Here is a 24,307-nt window from a genome sequence, read left to right as displayed (position 1 = left end):
ATGACAGCCGTAAATCAAACCATTTCCAAAGTCGTAAACGGAAAACGCGTCATTACGAAAAAACCTGAACTCCTTGCTCCGGCAGGAAACCTTGAAAAATTAAAAATTGCCGTTCATTACGGAGCGGACGCGGTTTTTATCGGAGGACAGGAATACGGACTCCGCTCAAATGCGGATAACTTCTCAATAGAAGAAATCGCAGAGGGCGTAGAATTTGCCAAAAAATACGGGGCAAAAATATATGTGACAACAAACATTTTCGCCCATAATGAAAATATGGACGGTCTGGAAGAATACTTAAAAGCGTTGGGAGACGCAAAAGTTGCCGGAATTATCGTCGCTGATCCGCTGATTATTGAAACATGCCGGAGAGTGGCCCCGGACGTAGAAATTCACCTCAGCACACAGCAGTCCCTTTCCAACTGGAAAGCGGTGCAGTTCTGGAAAGAAGAAGGGCTTGACCGCGTGGTGCTTGCCCGTGAAACGAGCGGACTGGAAATTAAAGAAATGAAGGAAAAGGTGGATATTGAAATTGAAACCTTTATCCACGGCGCCATGTGTATCGCTTATTCAGGCCGATGCGTGCTGAGCAATCACATGACGGCCCGGGATTCCAACCGCGGCGGCTGCTGTCAGTCCTGCCGCTGGGATTATGACCTGTATCAGACAGACGGTGCAAACGCGGTCGCGCTCTATGATGAAGAAGACGCTCCGTTTGCGATGAGCCCGAAAGATTTAAAATTGATTGAATCCATTCCGCAAATGATCGAGATGGGCATCGACAGCCTGAAAATTGAAGGCCGGATGAAATCAATTCATTACGTTGCGACGGTTGTCAGCGTGTATCGCAAAGTCATCGACGCATACTGCGCTGATCCTGAAAACTTTGTCATTCAAAAAGAATGGCTGGATGAGCTGGACAAATGTGCAAACCGGGATACCGCGCCTGCTTTCTTTGAAGGCACGCCCGGGTATGAAGAGCAGATGTTCGGTGAACACGGAAAGAAAACAACATTTGATTTTGCCGGTCTCGTGCTCGCGTATAACGAGGACACTCAAATGGTGACGCTCCAGCAGCGCAATTTCTTTAAACAAGGTGACGAAGTGGAATTTTTCGGTCCTGAAATCGACAATTTCACATTCACAATCGGCACTATTTGGGACGAAGACGGAAACGAGCTTGATGCTGCCCGCCATCCCCTGCAAATCGTTACATTTAAAGTAGACAAAAAGATTTATCCGAGCAACATGATGAGAAAGGGGAAGTAATCACCAATGGGTAAGAGTCCTGTAGTTATAGGCATCGCAGGAGGTTCCGGATCAGGAAAAACAAGCGTCACCCGTTCCATCTATGAACAGTTTAAAGGACACTCGATTTTAATGATCCAGCAAGACCTTTATTATAAAGACCAAAGCCATCTTCCGTTTGAAGAAAGGCTGAACACAAACTATGACCACCCGCTCGCATTTGATAATGACTATTTAATCGAGCATATTCAAGAGCTTTTGAATTACCGGCCGATAGAAAAGCCGATTTATGATTATAAACTGCATACGCGTTCTGAGGAAACCATTCCGGTTGAGCCGAAGGATGTCATTATTCTGGAAGGCATTCTTGTTCTCGAAGATAAAAGACTTCGCGACCTCATGGATATGAAACTTTATGTCGACACGGACGCGGATCTCCGTATCATCAGACGGATTATGAGAGATATTAACGAAAGAGGCCGTTCAATCGATTCTGTCATTGAGCAGTATGTGTCCGTCGTCAGACCGATGCACAATCAGTTTGTTGAACCGACGAAACGCTACGCGGACATCATTATTCCGGAAGGCGGGCAAAACCACGTCGCGATTGATCTGATGGTCACGAAGATTCAAACGATCCTTGAACAAAATGCAATTTTGTAATACCATAGCATAGACATAAATAACTCAGACCATATTATGTATAGGCTGGAAGGGAATGAGACAGTTCCCTTCTTTCCCTGTTTATAAACCGAAACATTTGCAGAAAACACACATTCAGTTTAAGATAAACAGTACCTATATGGGAGAGAAGAACGAGGACTGCCCTGTGTTCTCATTCTTGATTTTTTCGTTTATGCTCTCATACATAATCACACGTTATTGTTGAGGGACAACCACCAAGGAGTGAAGGAACATGGCACAAGAAAAAGTTTTTCCGATGACTCACGAAGGAAAACAAAAACTTGAACAAGAATTAGAGCAATTGAAAACGGTTAAACGTAAAGAAGTAGTAGAACGCATTAAAATCGCAAGAAGCTTCGGAGATCTGTCAGAGAACTCTGAGTATGATTCTGCAAAAGAAGAACAGGCATTTGTGGAAGGGCGCATCACGACGCTTGAAAACATGATCCGCAATGCGAAAATCATCGAGGACGACGGCGGTTCAAATGTAGTCGGTTTGGGAAAAACCGTATCATTCATCGAATTGCCGGACGGTGAAGAAGAATCTTACACGATTGTCGGAAGCGCTGAAGCTGACCCGTTTGAAGGGAAAATTTCAAACGACTCGCCAATCGCCAAAAGCCTGCTCGGCAGAAAAGTGGACGAAGAAGTGACAGTTCAGACGCCGGGCGGAGAAATGCTCGTGAAAATTGTGAAAATTTCATAAGATCCGTTTAACAATGAAACACCTCGTCCAAAATGTGGATGAGGTGTTTTTTATGATCGTATCAAAAAGGCTGAAAACGGCCGTGATTTGTTTTCTGCTCGTGTTTTTCTTTCTCCTTGCCAGGCTGGCTGAAATTCAGCTGTTTTTTACAGAATCTTTTTCAAAATCCAATATTAATCTGATTCAGGAAAGCGTCAAGCAGCGGACGGAAGAAGTCCTTATTTCAGACGGACGCGGCTCTTTTCTTGATCGGAACGGCAAAGAACTGACCGGAAAAAAGCAGCCTGCCGTCATACTGTTTCCTTTTCTCGTGACGCAGGATTGGCCGGTTGACCGGGTATCAGACATTCTCGGAATGAAACAGGGGGAGCTCAGGCAGCTGCTCACGGAAGCAAAAAAACCGGTGATCCTGAACAGCAGAAAAATAAAACATTTGACGAAACAATCCGTGTCAAATATCAATTCTTTGAAATATCCCGGCATTTACGGCGTATATATGAAAGACAGCAAAGAAACAAACATAGCCGCTCATCTGTTGGGCGCGACAAACCAGGACCCTGAGCTTTTGAAAAAGAAATACCCCGGCAGGAAGGAACTGCCGATCACGGCAAAAATCGGGACAAGCGGGATGGAGCGGACGTTTGATGAGTTTTTACTGGCGGATCAGGACACAAAACTTTTATATCATGTCGACGGAAGGGGAAACCCTTTATTCGGAATGGACGTCAAATATACGGCTGAAGCAAACGCGTTTTATCCGCTGCAAGTCAAAACCTCCATCGACCGCAATATTCAAAAAGCAATGGAAGATGTATTGAAAGACCGCGGGTTAAAAAAGGGGGGAGCCGTCCTTTTAGACATTGAAAAAAGCAGTGTGCTCGGAATGGTATCAAAGCCTGACGCCGACATGTCAAAGCAGCAGACACTGCAAAATTACATGCTGACGCCGATTTATCCGGGATCAGTATTTAAAACGGTGATCGCCGCAGCCGCAATAGAACAAAACGAAGTGAAGCCGGGCACATCCTTTAACTGCAATCTCAACCTGTACGGAGAGCCGGGGGATGACAAAGGCACGCTCAGTTTTGGAGAAAGCTTTGCCCAAAGCTGCAATTATACGTTTACAAGCCTTGCGGAAAAATTGATCAAAAAAGATGATTCCGTTATTGAAAACATGGCGGAAAAACTCGGTCTCACCCAGCGGGCGGGCTGGGAAGGCAAGCTGTACCGGGAAGACGGATTCAGGCAGCTGTATAATGAAAAAAGCGGGGTCATTTGGGGAGATGACAAAGACAAAACCGTAAAAAAAGCCGTCGCACAGACAGCGATCGGGCAAAAAAACGTGAAAGTCACGCCTCTTGAAGTCGCCAATATGATGGCGGCGATCGCGCGCGGCGGTGAAAAAAAACAAGTCAAAATCGCGGACAAAATTGAATACAAAAACAAAACGACGATGGCGTCATTCAAAGATCAGCAGTTAAAAGGGGAAAACATCGACAAATATACGGCGCAGCAGCTTCAAAAAATTCTCAGAGAAGTCGTCGCCTCACCGAAAGGAACCGGCCGAAGGTTTCAGGATCTGCCGTATGAGATAGCAGGCAAATCGGGAACGGCCCAGACGGGAATGTTCACAAAAGAAAAACAGACGCTTTACCACAAATGGTTTGCGGGATACTTTCCCGCGGACAAGCCGAAATACGCTCTCGTGGTGCTGCACATGGACACGCCGGGGGATAAGGCTCTGACAAATACAGTGTTTTATGATATTGTTAAAAAGGTACATGAAAATGAAATAAATCAGACATAGAACAACCGCTCAGCCCATGTTAAAATATATGCTGAGCAAGAGGGATAAAGGAGTGCAGAATGATTGAGCAATAAACAATCTCGTTTTGAAAACCGTGATAAGCGCAGAAAAGCAAATATGGTGCTTAACATTTTAATTGCTATCGTATCTATTCTTATTGTTGTCGTTGCCGTCAGCCTCTTCATCAACAGTCCGTCGGGCGACGTGAGCGAAAAAGCGGACACGAGCCAGAAGCAGGAAACACCTGCATCAGGCAAGACGAAGCAGACATCGGATGAAGACATAAAAGACAGCAAAAAAGATACGGCATCAGACGATGACAAAAAAGATAAACAGGATAAGGACACATCTGATTCATCTTCAGACTCTGACAGCAAAAAAGACGATGATTCATCGAAAAGTGATGACAGCAGCAAAAAAGACTCTGATTCAAGCGATCCTTTTAAAGGCGCAAAAATAACAGAGGGCGGCTCATCAAGCGATGTCGAGAAAACAATTGTTAACCCAAAATGGAAAGCGGTCGGCACAAAGCAGACGGGAGAACATGCGGCGACGTATGACTCAAGCTCTGAAGACTGGTCCGAAATGCTTGACGCCATCTCTTACGCAACCGGCGTGTCAAAAGATCACATGACAGTGCTGTGGCTCGGAAACAATGGAAGCCCGCAAGATGCGAAGGGTAAAGTTTTAGACAAAACGAACGGCAAAAAGTATCAGGTCACCATCACTTGGAAAGACAAAAAAGGCTGGAAGCCGACAAAAGTAGAAACCTTAAAATAACCGCAAAAAAGCAGCTGAGTAATCAGCTGCTTTTTTCTGTCATACGTCAGCTGAAAAATGCACCGACGCACTGTAAAGGATTCTGCCGTCAACGGCCGTCACCTGATGGGATACGGAACGGACGCGAAGCATAATCGCCTGGTTGTTTTCAATCTGAACGTTTATTTTCTTTTCAAGCTCCTGCAAAGATGCCGCTTCGAAAAATTCTACTTTATCTTTGATTAAATCCAATTGAAAATTCATCAGTACAGATCCTCCTGATTTTTCTTCTGAGTCAATGAAAGTATAAGCCTTTCTGCCGTAATTGCGCAATAATCCCAAAGTATTTTAGTACCCTTCCATTCTTTTTTGTGGTAGGATAGGAACTGTTCCATGATTAATCCATACTATACTCATAGGAATTATAAATTATGGAGAGTGAAAAATATGGGCCGTGAATTTATTCCTTTATTTGAAGATTGGGCAGCGACTTATGACGCCACAGTGCACGGGGCTGACAAACAATATGCTGCTGTTTTTAAAGGATATGACAACATTCTTGACAGCATCGTCGCACTTTCAGGTTCAAACGTTTTAGAGTTCGGACCGGGAACGGGGAATTTAACGGCGAAATTAGCCGCCGCGAACAAAAAGGTGTTTGGTGTAGAACCGTCTCCGTCAATGAGAAAACTGGCGGCTGACAAGCTTTCTGACAAAGCCGTGTTCAGTGACGGAGATTTTCTGGAGTTTCCCGCTCCGCCTTTTCAAATAGATACCATCGTCAGCTCGTACGCCTTTCATCATTTAACCGATGAAGAAAAGCGAACGGCTGTAAAGCAGTATGGCGCAATCCTTCAGAAGCATGATAAAATAGTGTTTGCCGATACTGTCTTTAAAGATCATGAAGCTTATGATGAAGCCATTCAAAAAGCAAGCCGAAACGGCTATCATCAATTAGCGGACGATTTAAAGACGGAACATTATCCGACACTCGCGACAATGAAAAACATCTTTTCAGAAGAGGGATTTGCCGCGCGGTTTACGCAGCAAAATGACTTTGTCTGGATAATGGAGGCGATTAAACGGTAAATCGAAGGGATTGTGTATAAATGAAACTGGCAGTCATCGGAGCAATGGAAGAGGAAGTTACGATTTTAAGAAGCAAACTGAAAGACGCAAAACAAGAGATGATCGCTCACTGTGAGTTTACAACTGGCAGCTATGAAGGCGTCGAAGTCATCTTGCTGAAATCGGGTATCGGGAAAGTCAACGCCGCGATCAGCACGACGCTTCTGCTTGACCGTTTCAAACCTGATTATGTGATTAACACAGGCTCAGCGGGCGGTTTTCATCATACATTGAATGTAGGCGACGTCGTCATCTCAACAGATGTCCGCCATCATGACGTGGATGTGACGGCGTTTGACTATGAATACGGACAGGTGCCGGGTCTTCCGGCAGCATACAAAGCTGATGAAAAGCTGATCAGTATTACTGAGGAAGCGGTTTCTGAACTGAACGGCATTCAAGTCGCCAAAGGCACAATCGCTACGGGAGATTCTTTTATGAATGATCCGAAGCGGGTTGAAGACGTACGCGCCAAATTTGCGGATTTGTACGCGGTTGAGATGGAAGCTGCGGCTGTCGCACAGGTGTGCCACCAGTTCAAAACGCCTTTTGTTGTCATCAGAGCTTTATCTGATATTGCCGGAAAAGAATCTGACGTTTCATTTGATAAATTTTTAGAACAGGCTGCCGTTCATTCAACTGAGCTTGTCCTGAATGTCATCAAACGAATTCACTAAGCGGGGGATTCTCGTTCTCCTCCGCTTTTCCAGGAGGAGGACATATATTGAACGTGATAACAGATATTACAGAACTGATCGGAAATACACCGCTGCTCCGTCTCAAGCATTTTGATATACCGGAGGGAACAGCGGTTTATGCTAAGCTTGAGATGATGAATCCGGGCGGAAGCATTAAAGACAGGCTGGGCGGGATGCTCATTGAAGATGCGCTTCGCACTGGAAAGGTGAAACCGGGCGGCGTTATCATTGAGGCGACTGCCGGAAACACCGGGATCGGACTCGCTCTGTGCGCCAGAAAGCATCAGCTTCGCGCCGTTTTTTGCGTCCCGGAGCATTTCAGCAGAGAAAAGCAGCAAATTATGAAAGCTCTCGGAGCGGACATCGTGCATACGCCGAGAGAAGAAGGCATGCAGGGAGCCATTCGAAAAGCGGTTGAACTGGAGAGAGAGATTAATAATTCTTATGCCGTTCTGCAATTTAAAAACCGAGTAAATCCATTGACTTACTATAAAACGATCGGGCCCGAAATATGGAACGCGCTCGGCGGGGATATCCACGCTTTTGTCGCAGGAGCGGGTTCCGGCGGCACCTTTGCCGGTACGGCAGCTTATTTAAAGGAGAAAAATCCTGCCGTCAAAACGGTGATCGTTGAACCGGAAGGCTCGATCCTGAACGGAGGAGAGCCGCATGCCCATAAAACGGAAGGCATCGGCATGGAGTTTATCCCGGATTATATGGACGAGAACCATTTTGACGCCATTTACACGGTGGAGGACGATACGGCGTTTTCGCTTGTCAGAGAAGCGGCCGAGAAAGAAGGCCTCTTAATCGGAAGCTCTTCAGGGGCGGCTCTTTATGCAGCGCTTGAAGAAGCGAAAAAAGCGCCCGCCGGATCAAATATCGTCACTATTTTCCCTGATGGCAGCGATCGATATATAAGCAAAAACATTTTTCAAGGAGGTCAGTAAGATGAAGAAAAAAACGCTGATGGTGCACGGAGGAATTACGGGAGATGAAAAAACAGGAGCGGTTTCCGTACCGATTTATCAAGTAAGCACGTACCGGCAGCCGAAAGCGGGCGAGCACACGGGTTATGAATATTCAAGAACGGCCAATCCGACGCGGACGGCGCTTGAAAGCTTAATTGCGGAGCTTGAAGGCGGCGCGGCGGGATATGCGTTCGGCTCAGGCATGGCTGCGATTACTGCCGTCATGATGCTGTTTGACAGCGGCGATCATGTTATTTTGACGGATGATGTATACGGCGGCACTTACCGGGTGATGACAGGTGTGCTGAACCGCTTCGGCATTGAAGCGGACTTTGTTGATACGAGCAATGAAGAAAAAGTCAAAAAGGCCATTCGCCCGAATACGAAAGCCATTTATATCGAAACACCGACAAATCCGCTATTGAAAGTGACTGACCTCAAACTGATGTCTGACATCGCAAAAGAAGCGGGCGTATTGCTTATCGTCGATAATACGTTTTACACGCCGTATTTCCAGCAGCCGCTCAGCTTCGGCGCGGACCTCGTGCTGCACAGCGCGACAAAATATCTCGGCGGCCACAGTGATGTCGTCGGCGGCTTAGTCGTCACGGCTGATAAAGAACTGGGCGAAAAGCTTCATTACGTGCAAAACTCAACAGGCGGCGTTTTAGGACCGCAGGATTCATGGCTTTTGATGAGAGGGATTAAAACGCTGGGACTCAGAATGGATGCCATCAATCACAGCGCCGGAAAAATCGCCGGGCTGCTTGAAGCGCATGATGCCGTTCAAACGCTCTACTATCCGGGATCAGCGAAACATCCGGGCCATGAGCTGACAAAAGCGCAAAGCTCCGGTTTCGGCGGAATGATTTCCTTTGATGTCGGCAGCAGCGAACGCGTCGACGCGTTTTTAGAAAAATTGAACCTGTTTACGATCGCGGAAAGTTTAGGAGCGGTTGAAAGCTTAATTTCCGTGCCGTCCAGAATGACGCACGCTTCGATCCCGCGCGACCGCCGGCTTGCGCTTGGCATTACCGACGGGCTCGTGCGGATCTCAGTCGGTATTGAGGATACTGAGGATTTAACGGCGGATGTGAAACAGGCGCTTGATTCACTTTTATAAAGAATGGATAGATTTACATTCTCTGTCGGCTGTCAGCTTGTATTATAATGTTGGTAGACTATAAAACTGGCAGGTGACCTTATATGGAGAAGAAAAGACTGAAATCATTAATAGAAGATTTTAAGCATTACGCATTTATTCTGCTTGCAGTCAGCACCTTCATTTATATCGGCGCGGTTCTTCCCGGACAAGGGCTGACTGCGGGCCAGAAAATGCTGATGTTTGTAACGGATTGTGTATTTTTAGCGGGCGCTTATTTCTGCGTTGACCGTTCACTTATTTATAAAAAGAGGCTGGAAGAGGCCGATGAATAAAAAAAAGCCATTGTCTATTGACAATGGCTTTTTCGTTTCTTATTCAGACGGAGTTTCGCGTAATTCTTTTCCCATTCCTTTTAAAAACTGCAGCCCGAAGCCGAGCGCGCGGTTAATATCAGGATCACCGACGGCTTTCATCAGTTCAAACATACTGACTTTCCTGTCCTCTTTTAAAAATCTTTGCGCCTGATCCGTACCGGCCATGGCGCTTTCTAAAAGTCTGCCCATAAATTCGGGATCAGCTTTTGACAGCGCGCCTCCCGCGGCCATCATCGTATTCAGGAGATTGGTGACAGGTTCCCGGGAAATCTGTCCGAGTGCGATTTTGGCAATCTCCTCTTTTGCCTGGAGCATATAGCCGGCGGCATCAAAAATGCCCAAGCTATTCAGCTCTGCCATGATGGACATCGTTTTCGCGACGGCTTCTTCATTTTCTGCGAGAAGCGTCTTCAGCTCTTCCAGTTTTTCAGCTTTCAGCTGTTCCTCTGTTTTCGTTTCTTTTTGAATTTCAGTAATTGGGCTTGCCATAATGTTTCCTCCTTTCCTTAATCAGTTAAGTGCACATAGCCCGGACGGTTCCATTTTCGCTGAGCTTCCACACCGTTTTGCGGATGACGTTTTTTGTTCCGCGGATTCGTTTTCGGAAGCGGCGGAGTATCACAGGAACCGAGCACTTCCATGCGGACTTTTGTCTGCTTATAGGCAGGTGTATGTGTCCGTGAATCATACGCAGGCCCGGTCAGGAAATTAATCGCAGAATCTTTATCTGTAGAGTTCATCGGCAGATAAAGCTCATTTGCGCGGACGCGGTCTGTCACAAGCGCGTTCAATTTAACCGCCCCAAAAGGAGAGACGAGCCGGATCATTGTTCCGTCGCAAATTCCGCGTTCAGCCGCGAGCTCCGGCGATACTTCAACAAATACATCCGGAACTTTAGACTGAATGCCTTTTGACTTGTTTGTCATGTTTCCTTCGTGGAAATGTTCAAGCATCCGTCCGTTGTTAATATGCAGGTCATATTCTTCAGGGAATACAGCAGGCTCCACCCAATCGCTCAGCGCAAAGCGGGCTTTTTTGTCCGGGAAGTTAAAGCCGTCTTCATAAAGAAGCGGAGTGCTTTCTCCCGTAAAGCTTCCCCACAGGAAGCTGTTCCAGCCGCTAAGAACGTCGTAGCTTGCTTTTCCGAACAGCGGAGAAAGGCTCGCCATTTCTGAGAAAATGTCGCTAGGATGCGTGTAATTCCAATCAGCGCCTAAACGATTGGCGACTTCCTGAATAATCCACCAGTCGGGTTTTGCATCGCCGAGTGTCGGAAGCGCCTGATACAATCTTTGCACACGACGCTCTGTGTTTGTAAATGTTCCGTCTTTTTCAAGAGATGGAACCGCAGGCAGGATGACATCCGCGTATTGCGCCGTTCTTGAAAGGAAAATATCCTGTACAACAAAGAAATCAAGGCTGGATAAAATGTCATGAACATGGTTGGCGTTTGAATCGACGAGCGCCATATCTTCACCGACGAGATACATGGCTTTCATGTTTCCTTCTTCAATCGCATGGAGCATTTCGATATTATCAAGACCCGGCTTGCCGTCAATTTCAACACCGTAAGCTTTTTCGAATTTAGCGCGTGCCGCATCATCTGTAATATGCTGATATCCCGGAAGCCAGCCTGGAAGAGTTCCCATATCGCAAGCGCCTTGAACGTTGTTATGTCCCCGCAGCGGATAGGCTCCGGCACCCGGACGGCGGTAGTTTCCTGTGGCAAGCAGCAGGTTGGAAATCGCCGCTGATGTATCAGAGCCGCCTGTATTCTGGGTTACGCCCATGCCCCAAAGAACACAAGTGCCGTCTGCATCACGAATCATTTCGGCAATGCGGATGATCGTATCCTGAGAAAGTCCGGTGATGCGCTCCGCATATTCCAATGTGTATTTTTCCAGCGTTTCTTTATAATCATCAAAGTAGTTGACATTTTCATCAATAAACGCTTGATCGTGCCAGCCTTGGTCAATCATATATTTCGTTACTGCCATGAGCCAGACCTGGTCAGTCCCTTGTTTCGGGCTGATAAAGAGGTCGGACCGTTCAGCCATTTCATTTCTGCGCAGATCGGCAACAATCAGTTTTTGGCCGTGCAGCTTATGGGCGCGTTTCACGCGAGTGGCCAGAACCGGATGTCCTTCCGCCGGATTGGCGCCGACGATGAGCACGAGGCCCGCTTTTGCGATATCTTTAATTGTGCCGGCGTCTCCGCCCATACCGACGGTGCGGAATAAGCCGTCCGTTGCCGGTGACTGGCAGTAGCGTGAGCAGTTATCCACGTTGTTGGTTTCAAATACTTGGCGTGCCAATTTTTGAATGACGTAGTTGTCTTCATTCGTAATTTTAGAAGAAGAAATAAAACCGACAGAACCATTTCCGTGTTCGGCCTTGATCGAACCGAGTCTTGAAGCGACAAGATCAAGAGCTTCTTCCCATGACGATTCAACAAATGCGCCGTTTTTCCGGATGAGCGGTTTTGTAATCCGTTCTTCCGAATTCACGAAGTCCCAGCCGAATTTCCCTTTCACACAAGTGGAAATCGCGTTAACCGGAGCATCGGAAACAGGCTGAATTTTAAGGATGTCACGGCCTTTTGTCCATACTTCAAAAGAGCATCCGACGCCGCAGAACGTGCAGACTGTTTTTGTTTTTTTCGTCCGTTTATCGCGCATAGCCGCTTCCACTTCAGACACGGAGAAGATGCTTGTATAGTCGGGTTCAACATTTTTTACTAAATCAATCATCGGTTCCATAACATCTTCTTTTATACCTGTCATAAATCCGGCTTGGCCGAGCATTGATTTTTCCATCAGTGCGTTACAAGGACAGACAGTGACACACTGGCCGCAGCTGACGCAGGAAGATTCATTAATGGCGACGCCTTCATCCCAAATGACCCGCGGGCGGTCGCGCTCCCAATCAATTGAAAGAGTCTCATTCACCTGAAGGTTTTGACACACTTCCACACATTGGCCGCAGGCGATGCATTGGTTCGGATCATAGCGGTAAAACGGGTGAGACATATCAACCGCGCACTTTGAATCATCTTTCGGCGTATATGGATATTTCTGATGCTCAATTCCCATCATTTCCGCTGTATTATGCAGTGTGCAGTTGCCGTTGTTGTTATCGCATACCGTACAGTAAAGCAGGTGATTCTCGAGCAGGCGGTCCATGGCCTCTGTCTGAGCCTCTTTTACCCTTCCCGACGTAAGCGAGATGGACATCCCGTTTTCTGCAGCCGTGGAACAAGAGCGCTGCAATTTCCCGTTTACTTCAACAATACAGGTGTCACATGTTTGAATCGGATCCACTTCCGGTACATGGCATATTTGCGGAATCTCAATTCCGTTTTGGTTTAAAATATCTAAAATCTTAGACCCCTCTGGTGCTTCATACTCCGTGCCGTCAATTTTGACACGGATAGACTGAACGTCTGTCACTTCCAATTCCCCTCCATCTTTTAAACTCGAAAAAAAGCCATGCACATAGATACCGGCCTCCTGTCCGGAGAACGGTATAAATACGCATGGCGGAATAGTTCACTAGCAAGTCTTACTAACAGACCAATCCTATTTGTATAAAACGATAGACTCGTAACACGTTTCCTATTACAAATCCATCTTCACTGCTTTTATTATAAGGTGATATTTATTATAATACAATACGAAAGGAAAACTTTAACCAGGTGAAATGTCACAAAGGGGAACCGGGAATGTCTTTCATAGGCTAAAATCGGAGGGGACAATATGTCTAAAAAAATTCATGAATTTAACGATATTATCCGGAAATTGCGCAAAGAATTATTTGGAAAGGGGCCTGAACGAATTCACACCGTTTTTGTGGATAACATGGCGGTATCTACACTTTACGGCAATCTAAGCGCAAGTGAGCAGTTTATCGCACGCACGCCTGAAGGAAGAGAAATGGTTCATGCGGCGCGAACCAGCTTAATTCAGGAACTGTATTCAAAACAAACGCCTGACGGAATGGAAGAGCTCATCGGAGCAAAGCTGGTGCATCTGTTTTCAGATATAAAAATAGAGGAAAATATTGCTGTATCGGTGTTTGTCTTTGACCGCTCAATTGAAGAGCATAAAGAAGAAATCAAAAGCTGACAATATTCAATTGACACGAAATTGTCACATTTGATATGATATGAACTGCCGGCAGTGGCCTAAGGACGATTTTTTATGGAATGTGTGCATGATCTGTACATATTCTATACCGCATATTTTCATTCTGCTTGATATTGTTGTATGGGTATGCATACAAGTTAGGCAGCATTCAAACCCTCGTTTTTTCAGACGGGTTAGTTGAATGCTGCCTTTTTTGTTAGGCGTCTTTGGAAACTGCGGGCTGAATTGTTAAATGGAGGGGTTATTATGGCTTTTCGTAAACCGGACGAAATAGCGGAGCTTGCGGTCGAATCAGGGGTAAAAAAGGTGCATTCACCGCTTTCAGCACTGATTGTATTAGGATTTTTGGGAGGAGCGTTTATCGCACTCGGTTATTTGCTTGATATCCGTGTCATCGGCGACCTTCCGAAAGAATGGGGAAGCCTGTCGAGTTTAATCGGGGCGTCCGTGTTTCCCATCGGATTGGTGCTCGTCGTTCTTGCCGGCGCGGAGCTGATTACGGGAAATATGATGTCGGTATCCATGGCGCTGTTTTCCAGAAGAATATCCGCCGGTGCATTAGTGAAAAATTGGGTGATCGTGACGTTGATGAATCTTGTCGGCGCACTGTTTGTCGCTTACTTTTTCGGACATGTTGTCGGATTAACCGAAACAGGACCTTACTTGGAAAAAACGATTGCGGTCGCGCAAGGCAAATTGGATATGCCGTTTGGAAAAGTCATTGTTTCGGCGATCGGCTGTAACTGGCTTGTCTGTTTGGCCGTCTGGCTTTCTTTCGGCGCAGAAGACGGAGCCGGAAAAATCGCGGGTATATGGTTTCCGATTATGGCGTTTGTCGCAATTGGTTTTCAGCACGTTGTAGCCAATATGTTTATCATCCCGGCTGCGATTTTTGCAGGTTCTTTTTCGTGGGGTGATCTGATTGGCAATCTCATTCCGGCCTTTATCGGGAATGTCATCGGCGGGGCAGTGTTTGTCGGCCTTATTTATTTTATTGCATATTCAAAAAAAGATCAGAAAAAGCAAGGGATGAAAAGAGTTTCCTGAGGTAAGAAAGATGCCGGAAAACACGGACAATTGAAGCGGAATGCCAGCACATTTTCCGTCCAAATCTTGAAAAAAATGTTTACAAAATGGAAGTTGATGGATATACTTACAAAGTAAGAAAAAAGCAAAGGGAGGTTGAATCACATGACGACGTTAAACGGCAATCAAAATCTACAATTGAACCGATTCAGCCTGTGGAAGAGTTCGTGTCCTTCCTTAACCTCTGCCCGTCAAGCACGTTAATTTCGGAGTATCAGGACATTCGCAGCTCCCCGCAGGGAAAGAAGCACCGTCTTCTTTTGTCTGCGGATTCAGTCTGCCCGCAGCGCATATGAACTTTGCTGCGGGTTATTTTCGCTTGTGCGGATATTGAAAGGGGGTGAGCGATAATGACCATTAATCTTTTCTTTTTAACACTGACCATTTCAAAGCGTTTTAAAAGTGCGGAAGAGTATGAACGAGAACAGCAGGTCGAAGAGTTTTATAATGAAGCGAAAGAACGCCAGCTGAAACATTTTTATATGAACTAACGGACACGAAGGGCCAAAACGGAGGAGAAGGAGGAGATCATCATGTTCAGAATTGAACTGCTGAATCATTACACAATGGAGAAGGACCAGGTTTAGCGAGGATGCTGCTGTCACGTCGCAGACGGCCTGCATACCATGGTAAAGAAAGAAAAATTGGTAAGCGGGTGATAGCATGCAAGGCGGTCAGAACAGAATTCCATCCATCGGGCACGGGTATGCGTCGATGCCCCATTCATTTAAACACGGCTACGGCAACCCGTACCGCCGGCAGAGAATGGCGGCGCTTTCCCGGCAGACAAGATATATAGCACCGTATTATTGGTACTAGAGCAGGCGGAAAACCTACGTTTTCCGTCTTTTTTTTATGAAAACAAATATAAATTTCAAATAAATCGAAACGTTCATGAAGAGAAGTGCGTCTAGTTAGTACCTCATACTAATACGAGGTAATATTATTTCTGAATAATAAATCACAGGAATGGAAAAGCGGGTGTTATACAATGTTGCAACATACATCTTCAGCATTAAAACGAATGCGCGCGAAATACTTTGCTGCATCAGAACCGGCAGAGTCAGTCATTCAGCAAATTTTGATGGACATACAGGAATACGACCGCATTTTGGAAATCGGGACCGGAAACGGCTCAATGTTTAAACAAATCATCGGACAGCTTGAAAAGGGCAGTCTTAAAAGCATAGAAACATCGAAACGTAAAATACGGAAAACACAGCGCGCAAACCGTTCGGTTATAAAAGCCGGGCTCGGAAACATTCAGCAGGGGAGGCCGGAAAGCATACCGTTCCGCGACCGCAGTTTTCATAAAGTCTTCTCGTTACATACTGCTGAAACAGTCAGCGATTACCGGACAGCATGTAAAGAAGTGTACCGCGTTCTTCAAATTGACGGGTGTTTTTATATGGTTTTGAAACCTTCGCGGATGAGTGAAAAGGATGTGATTGAGGTGCTCTATGATCAGCATTTCAGAGACATTTCAGTTGTCAGCAGAGATTCATTCCATTTTATTACTGCCATTAAATAGAATATTTCTTGGGAAATAAAAAGAGCTGCTTAAGTCACTGCAGCTCTTTTTGTGAAATTGGGCATATTTCCTTATTTTTGGTTATTTCACATATATTTTATATTAAAAAAAGTTTTTTTCTTATACAATGGTAATCAGATGACCGTACATTTTAAATATTTTGAACAAACGGAATGAATATTCATTCCGCACTTAGAAAGGAGGATGAAATGACAGCTTCAAACAAAGTTGAACTCATTATGAAAGCGTCGCTTACTTTGTTTACAGATAGAGGATTTGACGCCACGACGATTCCGATGATTGCTGCTCAGGCCGATGTCGGAACCGGCACAATTTACCGTTACTTTGACAGTAAAGAGACACTTGTGAACGTACTGTATCAGGAAAGTGCGCAGCGTTTTATGAAAAAAGTCAAAACGGACTTTCAGGAGATATCTGTAAGAGAAGGGTTTCATCACCTGTTTTATTGTCTGATTGATTTTACGAAGGAAAGTGAGTATGCATTGTTTTTTCTTGAAACGAATAAGGACGCCTACTTTCTGAATGAAACGAGCCGTAAGCTTCTTGATGAAATAACACAGATGCTTGACGTCTTTTTTCAGCGCGGCAAGTCTGAAGGCGTGCTCCGCAATCTGCCGTCCAATGTGCTGATGGCGCTGCTGCTCGGGGCATATCTCAAACTCTATCAGCTTGTCCGGACGGGAAGCGTCGAAATAACAAAACCGTTTCTGAAAGAATTGGAACAATGTTCTTGGGATGCCATCAGAACTCATTAATTATTCGCCGAAGGAAGGAAGATCGATATGAAACAGCTAAGCGCTATACCGCAGCCGAAAACATACGGGCCTCTGAAAAATCTCCCTCACTTGGAAAAAGAAAAACTGTCACAATCTCTTTGGAAAATTGCCGAAGAATACGGCCCGATCTTTCGTTTTGAATTTCCGAGCTCTGTCGGGGTCTTCGTATCAGGCCGCGAGCTCGCGGCAGAAGTCTGTGATGAAAAGCGATTTGACAAAAATCTCAGCAAAGCCCTGCTGAAAGTCCGTGAGTTTGGCGGTGACGGACTATTTACGAGCTGGACTCACGAAAAGAACTGGCAGAAAGCGCATCGGATTTTATTGCCGAGCTTCAGCCAGAAGGCGATGAAAGGCTATCATTCAATGATGCTGGATATTGCCATGCAGCTCGTGCAGAAGTGGAGCAGATTAAATCCGAATGAAGAAATTGACGTTGCCGAAGATATGACGCGCCTGACGCTGGATACAATCGGCCTGTGCGGATTTCATTACCGCTTTAACAGCTTTTACCGCGACACACAGCATCCTTTTATCACAAGTATGCTTCGTGCGCTGCAGGAGGCAATGCGCCAATCGCAGAGACACAGCCTGCAGGACAAGCTGATGATCAAAACGAGACATCAGTTCCAGCAGGATATTGAAGAGATGAATTCGCTTGTAGACCGGATCATCGCTGAGCGGAGGGAAAATCCGGATGAGAATCTGTCTGACCTTTTAGCATTGATGCTTGAAGCGAAAGACCCTGTAACGGGGGAAAGGCTGGATGATGAAAATATCCGTTATCAAATCATTACCTTTTTGATCGCTGGGCATGAAACCACAAGCGGGCTGCTTTCTTTTGCGATATACTGCCTGCTGAAAAATAAAGATAAATTGAAAAAAGCCGTTCAGGAAGCCGAGCGGGTGCTGACGGGAGAGACACCTGAATATAAGCAGATTCAGCAGCTGACATATATCCGCATGGTGCTAAACGAGACTTTGCGGCTGTATCCGACTGCCCCGGCATTTTCTCTGTACGCGAAGGAAGATACGGTTCTCGGCGGGAAATATCCGATTGCGAAGGGACAGCCGGTGACGATTCTGACTCCGCAGCTGCACCGGGATAAAAGCGCGTGGGGAGAAGATGCCGAGTCATTCCGTCCGGAAAGGTTCAGTGATCCCGCGGCCATTCCGGCTGATGCGTATAAGCCGTTCGGAAACGGACAGCGCGCATGCATCGGGATGCAGTTTGCCCTGCAGGAAGCGACAATGGTGCTCGGCCTTGTCCTGAAACACTTTGAACTGATTGATCATACTGATTATGAGCTTACGATTAAAGAAGCTCTAACCATTAAACCCGGTGATTTTAAAATCCGTGTGAAAAACAAGGACGTGTCCAATCATCAGCCCGTACAAAACCATAAAGCTGAAGGAAGCGGTCACAAAGAAGAAACGAAAGAAATCCCGTCCCACGGAACACCGCTTCTCATTCTTTACGGATCAAATTTAGGAACTGCGGAAGGAATCGCGGAAGAGCTGGCTGATATCGGAAGAAGCAAAGGATTTTCAACTGAAACCGGACCGCTCGATGATTATGCCGGGAAACTGCCTGTAAAAGGCGCGGTCGTTATTGTTACGGCTTCTTATAACGGGGCGCCGCCTGATAATGCGGCGGGTTTTGTGAAATGGATGGAAACCCTTGAAGATCAGGAATTAAAGGGTGTTTCTTACGCCGTCTTCGGCTGCGGAGACCGCAACTGGGCCGCCACTTACCAGAGGATCCCCCGCCTGATAGACAAAGTGCTTGAAGAAAAAGGGGCAAAACGGCTGACCTCTATCGGGGAGGGCGACAATGCCGATGATTTTGAGTACAGTCAGGAAGCCTGGGAAGACTCATTCTGGAAGGACATCATGAAGGCTTTTCATATAGAGGCCGCTCCAAAACAGACAAACAAATCACAGTTATCAATCGAATACGTGAGTGAAGCAGCCGAGACGCCGATTGCCAAAACGTACAAAGCATTTGAGGCGGAGGTCATCACGAACAAAGAGCTTCATACCGAAAGCAGCAAGCGCTCAGTCCGGCATATTGAGCTGCGTCTCCCCGAAACAGAAACGTATCAGGAAGGAGATCATCTCGGGGTGCTTCCGCAAAACAGCGGGGAACTGATCAGCCGTGTCATTCGCCGATTCGGTCTTGATCCGAACCAGCACTTTAAGATCAAGGGCCGGCAGCTGCCTCATCTGCCGATGGACCGGCCGGTTAATGCGCCGGAGCTTTTGGCGTCCTATGTAGAGCTGCAGGAGCCGGCAACGAGAGCCCAGCTTCGCGAACTTGCCGCACATACCGTGTGCCCGCCGCACCAAAAAGAATTGGAGCATCTTTATTCTGATGATGAGGCATATAAAGAAAACGTGCTGAAAAAACGAATGACCATGCTGGATCTGCTGGAAGATTATCCTGCATGTGAACTGCCATTTGAGCGCTTTTTAGAACTTCTGCCGTCCTTAAAGGCGCGCTATTATTCAATCTCAAGCTCACCGAAGGCAGCCAGCGGGGAGCTCAGTATCACGGTCGGCGTTGTGACGGCTCCGGCATGGAGCGGCCGTGGGGAATACCGGGGCGTGGCTTCGAACTATTTAGCCGGATTACAGAATGGCGATCCTGCCGTCTGTTTCATCCGCTCGCCGCAGTCGGGTTTCGCATTGCCTGAAAATCCGAAAACGCCTCTCATTATGGTCGGAGCAGGCACAGGAATTGCGCCGTTCAGGGGATTTATCCAGGCGCGGGCTGCCGAAAAAATGTCCGGTAACAGCCTGGGCGAGGCTCATTTATACTTCGGCTGCCGGCATCCTGAAGAAGACGATCTGTACAAAGATGAATTCGACCATGCGGAGAAAAACGGCCTTGTCACCGTGCATCGGGCGTATTCCAGATTAGATCAGGACTGTAAAGTTTACGTACAGGATGTCCTGCTTCGCGAGGCTGAACAAATTATTGCTCTCCTTGACCAAGGCGGCCATCTCTATATATGCGGCGACGGAAGCAAAATGGCTCCGGTCGTAGAAAATGTACTGCTTCAGGCGTATGAAAAGGTGCATAACACTGATTCAAAAGTTTCCTTGAATTGGCTTGAACAGCTGCAGGCGGAAGGAAGATATGCGAAAGATGTTTGGGCAGGTATGTAACAGAAGAGTGAGACAACTGAAGAATGTTTTTTAATTGAAGAAAGCCGGCACGATATTTGAAATCTACTGAATCAAAAGGAATAGTTATAGGGAGTATCGTGCCGGCCTTAACTTTAGTATCGGACAAAAGACACAAATCTTTAATGTTTTTATTGATTTACATGCAGGCGGCTATGTCCCTTTTTTCTGAATTCCGCCAGAAATAAAACCGGATAAGACACTAATAGCAAAACCGAAATAAATGAAATGATACCGATCCAATGAAAATGCGTCCAAAAGAAACCGCCGCAAGACCCTGCCACGCTTGAACCGATATAGTATGCAAGCAGATATAATGAAGAGGCTTGCGCGCGCTGATCACCGGCTGCGCGGCCGACCCAGGCGCTTGCGATCGAATGCGCGCCGAAAAAGCCGAAGGTAAAGACGGCAATCCCCGCGATTTTAAGCGCAAGCTGGGGCAAAAGTGTCACCGCTGCGCCGGCAAGCATAACAAAAATCGCAATCTTAATCATTTTTGCGCTTCCGAAAAGATCTGCTTTTTTCCCCATATAGACAGAGCTGAACGTTCCCGCGAGATAGACAATAAAAATAAAACCGATCACAGTCTGCGACAAATGATAAGGAGCCGCCATTAAATGAAAGCCGATATAATTATATAATGTCACAAAACTCCCCATTAATATAAATCCCAGAGATATTAACAAAAGCAGCCGTTTGCGGTGCAGGACCGCTCCGTATTCCTTACATGCCGCTTTTACGCCCGCATGCCGCTGAGATGAATGGCGCGGAGCCGGAAGAAAACGCCAAAACAAATAGCTTAATACAATAGAAAGAATGCCGATGATGGCAAGCGCCGGCCGCCAGCCGAATACATCGGTCAGAAGCCCCGTTAACAGCCTGCCGCTCATTCCCCCGATGCTTGTGCCGCTGATATACAAGCCCATCATTTTCCCGAGGCCCTTCGGATCAAACTCCTCGCCTACATATGTCATAGCGACAGCCGGAACGCCTGCCAGGAAAATACCGAGCAGCGCCCTCATCGCCAAAAGCGCCGGAAAAGCCGGACTGAACGCTGTTAATAGACCTAAAACAGATGTAGCTGTTAACGACAGCACCATTAATTTTTTTCTGCCGAATCCGTCAGACAACGAAGCGGCAGCCAATAATGAAAATGCCAAAACGGCTGTTGAGATGGATAAAGTTAAGCTGGCAGCCGCAGCGGAAATATGAAACTCTTCCGAAAACAAAGGCATAAGCGGCTGTGTTGTGTAAAGCGTGGCGAAGGTCACAAAGCCGCTGATAAACAGAGCCAAGCTGGCCTTTCTGTAAGCCTTTGTATGAGGCTGAATAAACGTCATGAATGTCCCTCTTTTCTCACTGTTGGTTATATATGTATCGTACGCTTTTCATTTCAATGTGTCTAATTTATAATAACTATAGAATTAATGCGTGTAGGTTATGAAGAAAGGGGAGAAGGAGAAAATGGAGCTTCATCAAATTGACAACTTCATTGCGGCGGCAACTCATCAGCATTTCACAAATGCGGCAAAAGAAAGAATGATTTCTCAGCCTGCATTAAGCCGATCGATTATCAGGCTCGAAGAAGAATTAGGCGCGCCGTTATTTTACAGAGAGACAAAAGCCGTCCGGCTGACAAGGCACGGAGAGCAGTTCTTAATAAAAGCAAAACAAGCGAGACGAGCTTTAAATGAAGGCGTTGAACAAGTGAAAAAGAATATGAGCCTGGAACACGGCGAAATATCTGTATCTTTTCTTCATACACTCGGGCTGCGTTTAATGCCTCAGCTGATTGCCGAATTTAAAAAGCTATACCCAAACGTGACCTTCCGGCTTTATCAAGGCGCAAATGAAACGCTTCGCAAAATGGTGGAAACGGGAGATGCGGATATCTGTCTCAGCTCCCCGCCGCTTCCCAGCGAGCTTTTACAATGGACAGTGCTGGAGAAAGAGCCTCTTTATGCGGTGCTTCCTGAGAACCACCCGCTTGCAGGAAATAAAAGCATTCAAATGAAAGAGATGCAGGACGAGGATTTTGTGGGTTTTAAACCGGGATACGGACTGAGGTATATGTTTGATCTGATGTGCCGGGATTTGAATATACACCCGCATCTCGCATTTGAAGGAGAGGAAGTGTCAACCATATTAGGGCTGACCGCCGCGGGTCTGGGGGCTGCGGTGCTGCCGAAAACCGCGGAGCATTCATACTTTCCGGTCGTTTTTCTTCCGGTTGCAGATTACCAATGCGAACGCACCATAGCGTTAGCCCAGCTGAAAAACCATGCTCTCTCTCCCGCTGCTGAGCGTTTTAAACAGTTTGCACTTGAGTATTACAAAGCACGCAACTGAGCGGTCATTTTATTAAAATCGAAGTTGAAAATAAAGCAGACAGAAATACAGAAAACGGAGGAAAACCATGGCGAAAAAAACAGTGAAAACAAATGCTGTCCGTATCATTGAGCAGCAAAACATTCCCTATGAGCTATTAGGTTACAAAACAGAAGGGGGACAGCCCGCAGACGGTCTTTCCGTTTCACAAAAAATAGGATACGCTGCCGAATATGTTTATAAAACCTTAGTAGCATCTGCAGGAACAGATCGTTATTACGTCTTTGTCATTCCCGTTGCAAAAGAACTGAATCTGAAAAAGGCTGCGAAGGCGGCAGGTGAGAAGAAAATAGAAATGATTGCCATGTAGGACCTTTTGGGAGTAACCGGCTATATGCGCGGCGGCTGCTCTCCGATCGGCATGAAAAAAAGGTTTCCGACTTTTATTGATAGATCCGCTGAAACACTGGAGTTTATGATTGTCAGTGCGGGGAAAATCGGAATGCAGCTGAAAGCAACGCCTCAAGATTTAGCCGAAGCAAGCGGGGCGGTATTTACAGACATTGTATAAATGTCCGATGAATCTAATGGAATACACGTGTCAAGGGAGAATGATAATGAAAAAAAGATATAGAAACTTGAATGGCGTGAAGAATGAACATGGATTCAGGGACATGTTGAAATGGATGAAAGAACGAAGAGAGAAAAGTAAAGACTTAAGCGAGAACATTCCGAAAGCGGTCACTAGGGATGTCCGTGATGTTGCCGTCAATCGGACGGAAACCGCCATAACATGGATCGGCCATTCTTCATTTCTGATCCAAATACAGGGGCTTAACATAATGACCGACCCTGTATGGGCGCGGCGGATGGGTTTTCAAAAACGGCTGACAGAGCCGGGATATGAATTGAGCGAACTGCCTGACATTGATGCCGTGCTCATTTCACACGGGCATTATGACCATCTTGATTTTCCGAGTATAAAAAAACTGAGAGGAAACCCGGATTTTTACGTGCCTGCGGGACTGAAAAAGCTGTTCAACAAAAAAGGCCGCAAAAAGGTCCATGAAATGAATTGGTGGGATCGTTTTGAGTTGCGGGGGGTGAATATATCATTTGTTCCGGCCCAGCACTGGACACGGAGAACGCTTTGGGATACCGATACCTCTCATTGGGGAGGCTGGGTCATAGAAAGCGAAAACGGCGAGTCCATCTATTTTGCAGGAGATACAGGCTATTTTGAAGGCTTTAAAGAAATCGGAGAGAGGTTTCGTATTAAGGCGGCTCTGATGCCGATCGGAGCATACGAACCGGAATGGTTTATGCAAGTGTCACATATCAATCCGGAAGACGCCGTGAAAGCGTTCTTGGAGCTGAAGGCTGACAGCTTCATTCCCATGCATTACGGGGCATTCCGGCTTGCTGATGATACAGGCCCGGAAGCATTAAGCAGACTGCACGGCGAGTGGAACCGGCTTGCATTACCTCCTGAAAACCTGAAAGCATTAGCGCTTGGCGAAACATTTTGGCTGTAACAGCAGGTTTTCGCTGCCGACACCAATCGTTTAAAAACGGTTGGTGTTTTATTGTCATGTGAATAGCTCTGTATAAAACATGATTTTTCCGGAACCTGCGGTAAAAAACAAAACTTTTTACTCTTTTGTTTCACTATAAAATGAAAACGGTTTCGTGTGTGCAGTATATTTAACCTATCACAATTGCTTCAGCAGAAATGGACAGGAAGGATAGAAAAA

At 46.3% G+C, this 24,307-nt stretch carries 23 protein-coding genes and 1 pseudogene; 20 read left to right on the top strand and 4 right to left on the bottom strand.

From position 1 onward, the window contains the following. From J6600_RS12530 to J6600_RS12510, 5 genes are all read left to right on the top strand, one after another. Nucleotides 1-1,269 carry a peptidase U32 family protein gene (locus tag J6600_RS12530; RefSeq protein ID WP_017418217.1) on the top strand — a complete coding sequence of 423 codons (1,269 nt, stop codon included), beginning with the start codon at nucleotides 1-3 and terminating at the stop codon, nucleotides 1,267-1,269. 6 nt (nucleotides 1,270-1,275) lie between these two features. Continuing rightward, complete coding sequence (gene udk / locus J6600_RS12525; protein ID WP_003152763.1) at nucleotides 1,276-1,911, top strand: uridine kinase; 636 nt, start codon at nucleotides 1,276-1,278, stop codon at nucleotides 1,909-1,911. A 253-nt stretch (nucleotides 1,912-2,164) separates the two neighbouring features. Further along, nucleotides 2,165-2,638, top strand: coding sequence for a transcription elongation factor GreA (gene greA / locus J6600_RS12520; protein WP_003152766.1), 474 nt, complete (start codon nucleotides 2,165-2,167; stop codon nucleotides 2,636-2,638). Nucleotides 2,639-2,690: 52 nt separating this feature from the next. Further along, nucleotides 2,691-4,445, top strand: coding sequence for a peptidoglycan D,D-transpeptidase FtsI family protein (locus J6600_RS12515; RefSeq protein ID WP_209387460.1), 1,755 nt, complete (start codon nucleotides 2,691-2,693; stop codon nucleotides 4,443-4,445). 63 nt (nucleotides 4,446-4,508) lie between these two features. Then, the gene (locus tag J6600_RS12510) at nucleotides 4,509-5,225 is read left to right on the top strand and encodes a YrrS family protein (RefSeq protein WP_021494371.1); all 717 of its coding nucleotides are present in this window, start codon (nucleotides 4,509-4,511) and stop codon (nucleotides 5,223-5,225) included. Nucleotides 5,226-5,264: 39 nt separating this feature from the next. On the opposite strand, the gene J6600_RS12505 is transcribed toward J6600_RS12510, so the two are convergent. Continuing rightward, the gene (locus J6600_RS12505; RefSeq protein ID WP_003152771.1) at nucleotides 5,265-5,468 is read right to left on the bottom strand and encodes a YrzA family protein; all 204 of its coding nucleotides are present in this window, start codon (nucleotides 5,466-5,468) and stop codon (nucleotides 5,265-5,267) included. A 183-nt stretch (nucleotides 5,469-5,651) separates the two neighbouring features. Between J6600_RS12505 and J6600_RS12500 the strand changes: the two genes are divergently transcribed. The 5 genes from J6600_RS12500 to J6600_RS12480 all read left to right on the top strand — a co-directional run bounded on the left by J6600_RS12500 (nucleotide 5,652) and on the right by J6600_RS12480 (nucleotide 9,438). Continuing rightward, nucleotides 5,652-6,293 carry a class I SAM-dependent methyltransferase gene (locus J6600_RS12500; RefSeq protein WP_032873890.1) on the top strand — a complete coding sequence of 214 codons (642 nt, stop codon included), beginning with the start codon at nucleotides 5,652-5,654 and terminating at the stop codon, nucleotides 6,291-6,293. A gap of 20 nt (nucleotides 6,294-6,313) precedes the next feature. Further along, on the top strand, nucleotides 6,314-7,009 hold the full coding sequence (gene mtnN, locus J6600_RS12495) for a 5'-methylthioadenosine/S-adenosylhomocysteine nucleosidase (protein WP_003152774.1): 696 nt from the start codon (nucleotides 6,314-6,316) through the stop codon (nucleotides 7,007-7,009). A 47-nt stretch (nucleotides 7,010-7,056) separates the two neighbouring features. Then, nucleotides 7,057-7,980: an O-acetylserine dependent cystathionine beta-synthase gene (locus J6600_RS12490; protein ID WP_032873891.1), complete on the top strand. Its 924-nt coding sequence runs from the start codon at nucleotides 7,057-7,059 to the stop codon at nucleotides 7,978-7,980. Nucleotide 7,981: 1 nt separating this feature from the next. Next, complete coding sequence (locus tag J6600_RS12485) at nucleotides 7,982-9,124, top strand: bifunctional cystathionine gamma-lyase/homocysteine desulfhydrase (RefSeq protein ID WP_021494369.1); 1,143 nt, start codon at nucleotides 7,982-7,984, stop codon at nucleotides 9,122-9,124. Between the two features lie 83 nt (nucleotides 9,125-9,207). Then, entirely contained in the window at nucleotides 9,208-9,438 is a 231-nt protein-coding gene (locus tag J6600_RS12480) for a YrhC family protein (RefSeq protein ID WP_012118061.1), read from the top strand. Nucleotides 9,439-9,477: 39 nt separating this feature from the next. On the opposite strand, the gene J6600_RS12475 is transcribed toward J6600_RS12480, so the two are convergent. Beyond that, nucleotides 9,478-9,969 carry a helical membrane plugin domain-containing protein gene (locus tag J6600_RS12475; protein ID WP_007612765.1) on the bottom strand — a complete coding sequence of 164 codons (492 nt, stop codon included), beginning with the start codon at nucleotides 9,967-9,969 and terminating at the stop codon, nucleotides 9,478-9,480. 17 nt (nucleotides 9,970-9,986) lie between these two features. Beyond that, complete coding sequence (fdhF, locus tag J6600_RS12470; RefSeq protein WP_209388355.1) at nucleotides 9,987-12,929, bottom strand: formate dehydrogenase subunit alpha; 2,943 nt, start codon at nucleotides 12,927-12,929, stop codon at nucleotides 9,987-9,989. A gap of 306 nt (nucleotides 12,930-13,235) precedes the next feature. Here fdhF and J6600_RS12465 point away from each other — a divergent pair, with 306 nt between their 5' ends. The 7 genes from J6600_RS12465 to J6600_RS12435 all read left to right on the top strand — a co-directional run bounded on the left by J6600_RS12465 (nucleotide 13,236) and on the right by J6600_RS12435 (nucleotide 20,207). Next, nucleotides 13,236-13,604 (top strand): Na-translocating system protein MpsC family protein, encoded by a 369-nt coding sequence (locus J6600_RS12465; RefSeq protein ID WP_007408224.1) that lies wholly within the window; start codon nucleotides 13,236-13,238, stop codon nucleotides 13,602-13,604. A 267-nt stretch (nucleotides 13,605-13,871) separates the two neighbouring features. Further along, nucleotides 13,872-14,672 (top strand): formate/nitrite transporter family protein, encoded by an 801-nt coding sequence (locus J6600_RS12460; RefSeq protein WP_007408225.1) that lies wholly within the window; start codon nucleotides 13,872-13,874, stop codon nucleotides 14,670-14,672. A gap of 389 nt (nucleotides 14,673-15,061) precedes the next feature. After that, entirely contained in the window at nucleotides 15,062-15,202 is a 141-nt protein-coding gene (locus J6600_RS12455; protein WP_003152787.1) for a YrzI family small protein, read from the top strand. Nucleotides 15,203-15,374: 172 nt separating this feature from the next. Next, nucleotides 15,375-15,530 (top strand): hypothetical protein, encoded by a 156-nt coding sequence (locus J6600_RS12450; protein ID WP_007408227.1) that lies wholly within the window; start codon nucleotides 15,375-15,377, stop codon nucleotides 15,528-15,530. 172 nt (nucleotides 15,531-15,702) lie between these two features. Then, nucleotides 15,703-16,242, top strand: a complete 540-nt coding sequence (locus tag J6600_RS12445; RefSeq protein ID WP_007408228.1) for a class I SAM-dependent methyltransferase — start codon at nucleotides 15,703-15,705, stop codon at nucleotides 16,240-16,242. 209 nt (nucleotides 16,243-16,451) lie between these two features. Beyond that, nucleotides 16,452-17,018: a TetR/AcrR family transcriptional regulator gene (locus J6600_RS12440; protein WP_072177473.1), complete on the top strand. Its 567-nt coding sequence runs from the start codon at nucleotides 16,452-16,454 to the stop codon at nucleotides 17,016-17,018. Between the two features lie 27 nt (nucleotides 17,019-17,045). Continuing rightward, nucleotides 17,046-20,207, top strand: a complete 3,162-nt coding sequence (locus J6600_RS12435) for a bifunctional cytochrome P450/NADPH--P450 reductase (RefSeq protein ID WP_209387459.1) — start codon at nucleotides 17,046-17,048, stop codon at nucleotides 20,205-20,207. A 149-nt stretch (nucleotides 20,208-20,356) separates the two neighbouring features. On the opposite strand, the gene J6600_RS12430 is transcribed toward J6600_RS12435, so the two are convergent. After that, on the bottom strand, nucleotides 20,357-21,565 hold the full coding sequence (locus J6600_RS12430; RefSeq protein WP_104842705.1) for an MFS transporter: 1,209 nt from the start codon (nucleotides 21,563-21,565) through the stop codon (nucleotides 20,357-20,359). A 124-nt stretch (nucleotides 21,566-21,689) separates the two neighbouring features. Between J6600_RS12430 and J6600_RS12425 the strand changes: the two genes are divergently transcribed. The 3 genes and pseudogenes from J6600_RS12425 to J6600_RS12415 all read left to right on the top strand — a co-directional run bounded on the left by J6600_RS12425 (nucleotide 21,690) and on the right by J6600_RS12415 (nucleotide 24,088). Continuing rightward, nucleotides 21,690-22,574 carry a LysR family transcriptional regulator gene (locus tag J6600_RS12425; protein WP_007408231.1) on the top strand — a complete coding sequence of 295 codons (885 nt, stop codon included), beginning with the start codon at nucleotides 21,690-21,692 and terminating at the stop codon, nucleotides 22,572-22,574. 67 nt (nucleotides 22,575-22,641) lie between these two features. Then, nucleotides 22,642-23,124, top strand: a pseudogene (ybaK, locus tag J6600_RS12420) (Cys-tRNA(Pro) deacylase). A 46-nt stretch (nucleotides 23,125-23,170) separates the two neighbouring features. Beyond that, the gene (locus J6600_RS12415; RefSeq protein ID WP_209387458.1) at nucleotides 23,171-24,088 is read left to right on the top strand and encodes an MBL fold metallo-hydrolase; all 918 of its coding nucleotides are present in this window, start codon (nucleotides 23,171-23,173) and stop codon (nucleotides 24,086-24,088) included. Nucleotides 24,089-24,307 lie beyond the last annotated feature (219 nt).

The organism is Bacillus sp. LJBV19, assembly GCF_017797845.1.
Taxonomy (GTDB): domain Bacteria; phylum Bacillota; class Bacilli; order Bacillales; family Bacillaceae; genus Bacillus; species Bacillus velezensis.
This window is presented reverse-complemented; position numbering and strand designations above follow the sequence as displayed.

Bases quoted from the DNA above. Each gene is read 5' to 3' on its own strand.
- J6600_RS12430 (WP_104842705.1), bottom strand. From the start codon at position 21,565: ATGACGTTTATTCAGCCTCATACAAAGGCTTACAGAAAGGCCAGCTTG.
- greA (WP_003152766.1), top strand. From the start codon at position 2,165: ATGGCACAAGAAAAAGTTTTTCCGATGACTCACGAAGGAAAACAAAAA.
- J6600_RS12500 (WP_032873890.1), top strand. From the start codon at position 5,652: ATGGGCCGTGAATTTATTCCTTTATTTGAAGATTGGGCAGCGACTTAT.
- J6600_RS12515 (WP_209387460.1), top strand. From the start codon at position 2,691: ATGATCGTATCAAAAAGGCTGAAAACGGCCGTGATTTGTTTTCTGCTC.
- J6600_RS12475 (WP_007612765.1), bottom strand. From the start codon at position 9,969: ATGGCAAGCCCAATTACTGAAATTCAAAAAGAAACGAAAACAGAGGAA.
- J6600_RS12480 (WP_012118061.1), top strand. From the start codon at position 9,208: ATGGAGAAGAAAAGACTGAAATCATTAATAGAAGATTTTAAGCATTAC.
- J6600_RS12505 (WP_003152771.1), bottom strand. From the start codon at position 5,468: ATGAATTTTCAATTGGATTTAATCAAAGATAAAGTAGAATTTTTCGAA.
- mtnN (WP_003152774.1), top strand. From the start codon at position 6,314: ATGAAACTGGCAGTCATCGGAGCAATGGAAGAGGAAGTTACGATTTTA.
- J6600_RS12450 (WP_007408227.1), top strand. From the start codon at position 15,375: ATGCAAGGCGGTCAGAACAGAATTCCATCCATCGGGCACGGGTATGCG.
- J6600_RS12425 (WP_007408231.1), top strand. From the start codon at position 21,690: ATGGAGCTTCATCAAATTGACAACTTCATTGCGGCGGCAACTCATCAG.
- J6600_RS12465 (WP_007408224.1), top strand. From the start codon at position 13,236: ATGTCTAAAAAAATTCATGAATTTAACGATATTATCCGGAAATTGCGC.
- J6600_RS12455 (WP_003152787.1), top strand. From the start codon at position 15,062: ATGACCATTAATCTTTTCTTTTTAACACTGACCATTTCAAAGCGTTTT.
- J6600_RS12415 (WP_209387458.1), top strand. From the start codon at position 23,171: ATGAAAAAAAGATATAGAAACTTGAATGGCGTGAAGAATGAACATGGA.
- J6600_RS12530 (WP_017418217.1), top strand. From the start codon at position 1: ATGACAGCCGTAAATCAAACCATTTCCAAAGTCGTAAACGGAAAACGC.
- J6600_RS12440 (WP_072177473.1), top strand. From the start codon at position 16,452: ATGACAGCTTCAAACAAAGTTGAACTCATTATGAAAGCGTCGCTTACT.
- udk (WP_003152763.1), top strand. From the start codon at position 1,276: ATGGGTAAGAGTCCTGTAGTTATAGGCATCGCAGGAGGTTCCGGATCA.
- J6600_RS12460 (WP_007408225.1), top strand. From the start codon at position 13,872: ATGGCTTTTCGTAAACCGGACGAAATAGCGGAGCTTGCGGTCGAATCA.
- J6600_RS12445 (WP_007408228.1), top strand. From the start codon at position 15,703: ATGTTGCAACATACATCTTCAGCATTAAAACGAATGCGCGCGAAATAC.
- J6600_RS12485 (WP_021494369.1), top strand. From the start codon at position 7,982: ATGAAGAAAAAAACGCTGATGGTGCACGGAGGAATTACGGGAGATGAA.
- J6600_RS12435 (WP_209387459.1), top strand. From the start codon at position 17,046: ATGAAACAGCTAAGCGCTATACCGCAGCCGAAAACATACGGGCCTCTG.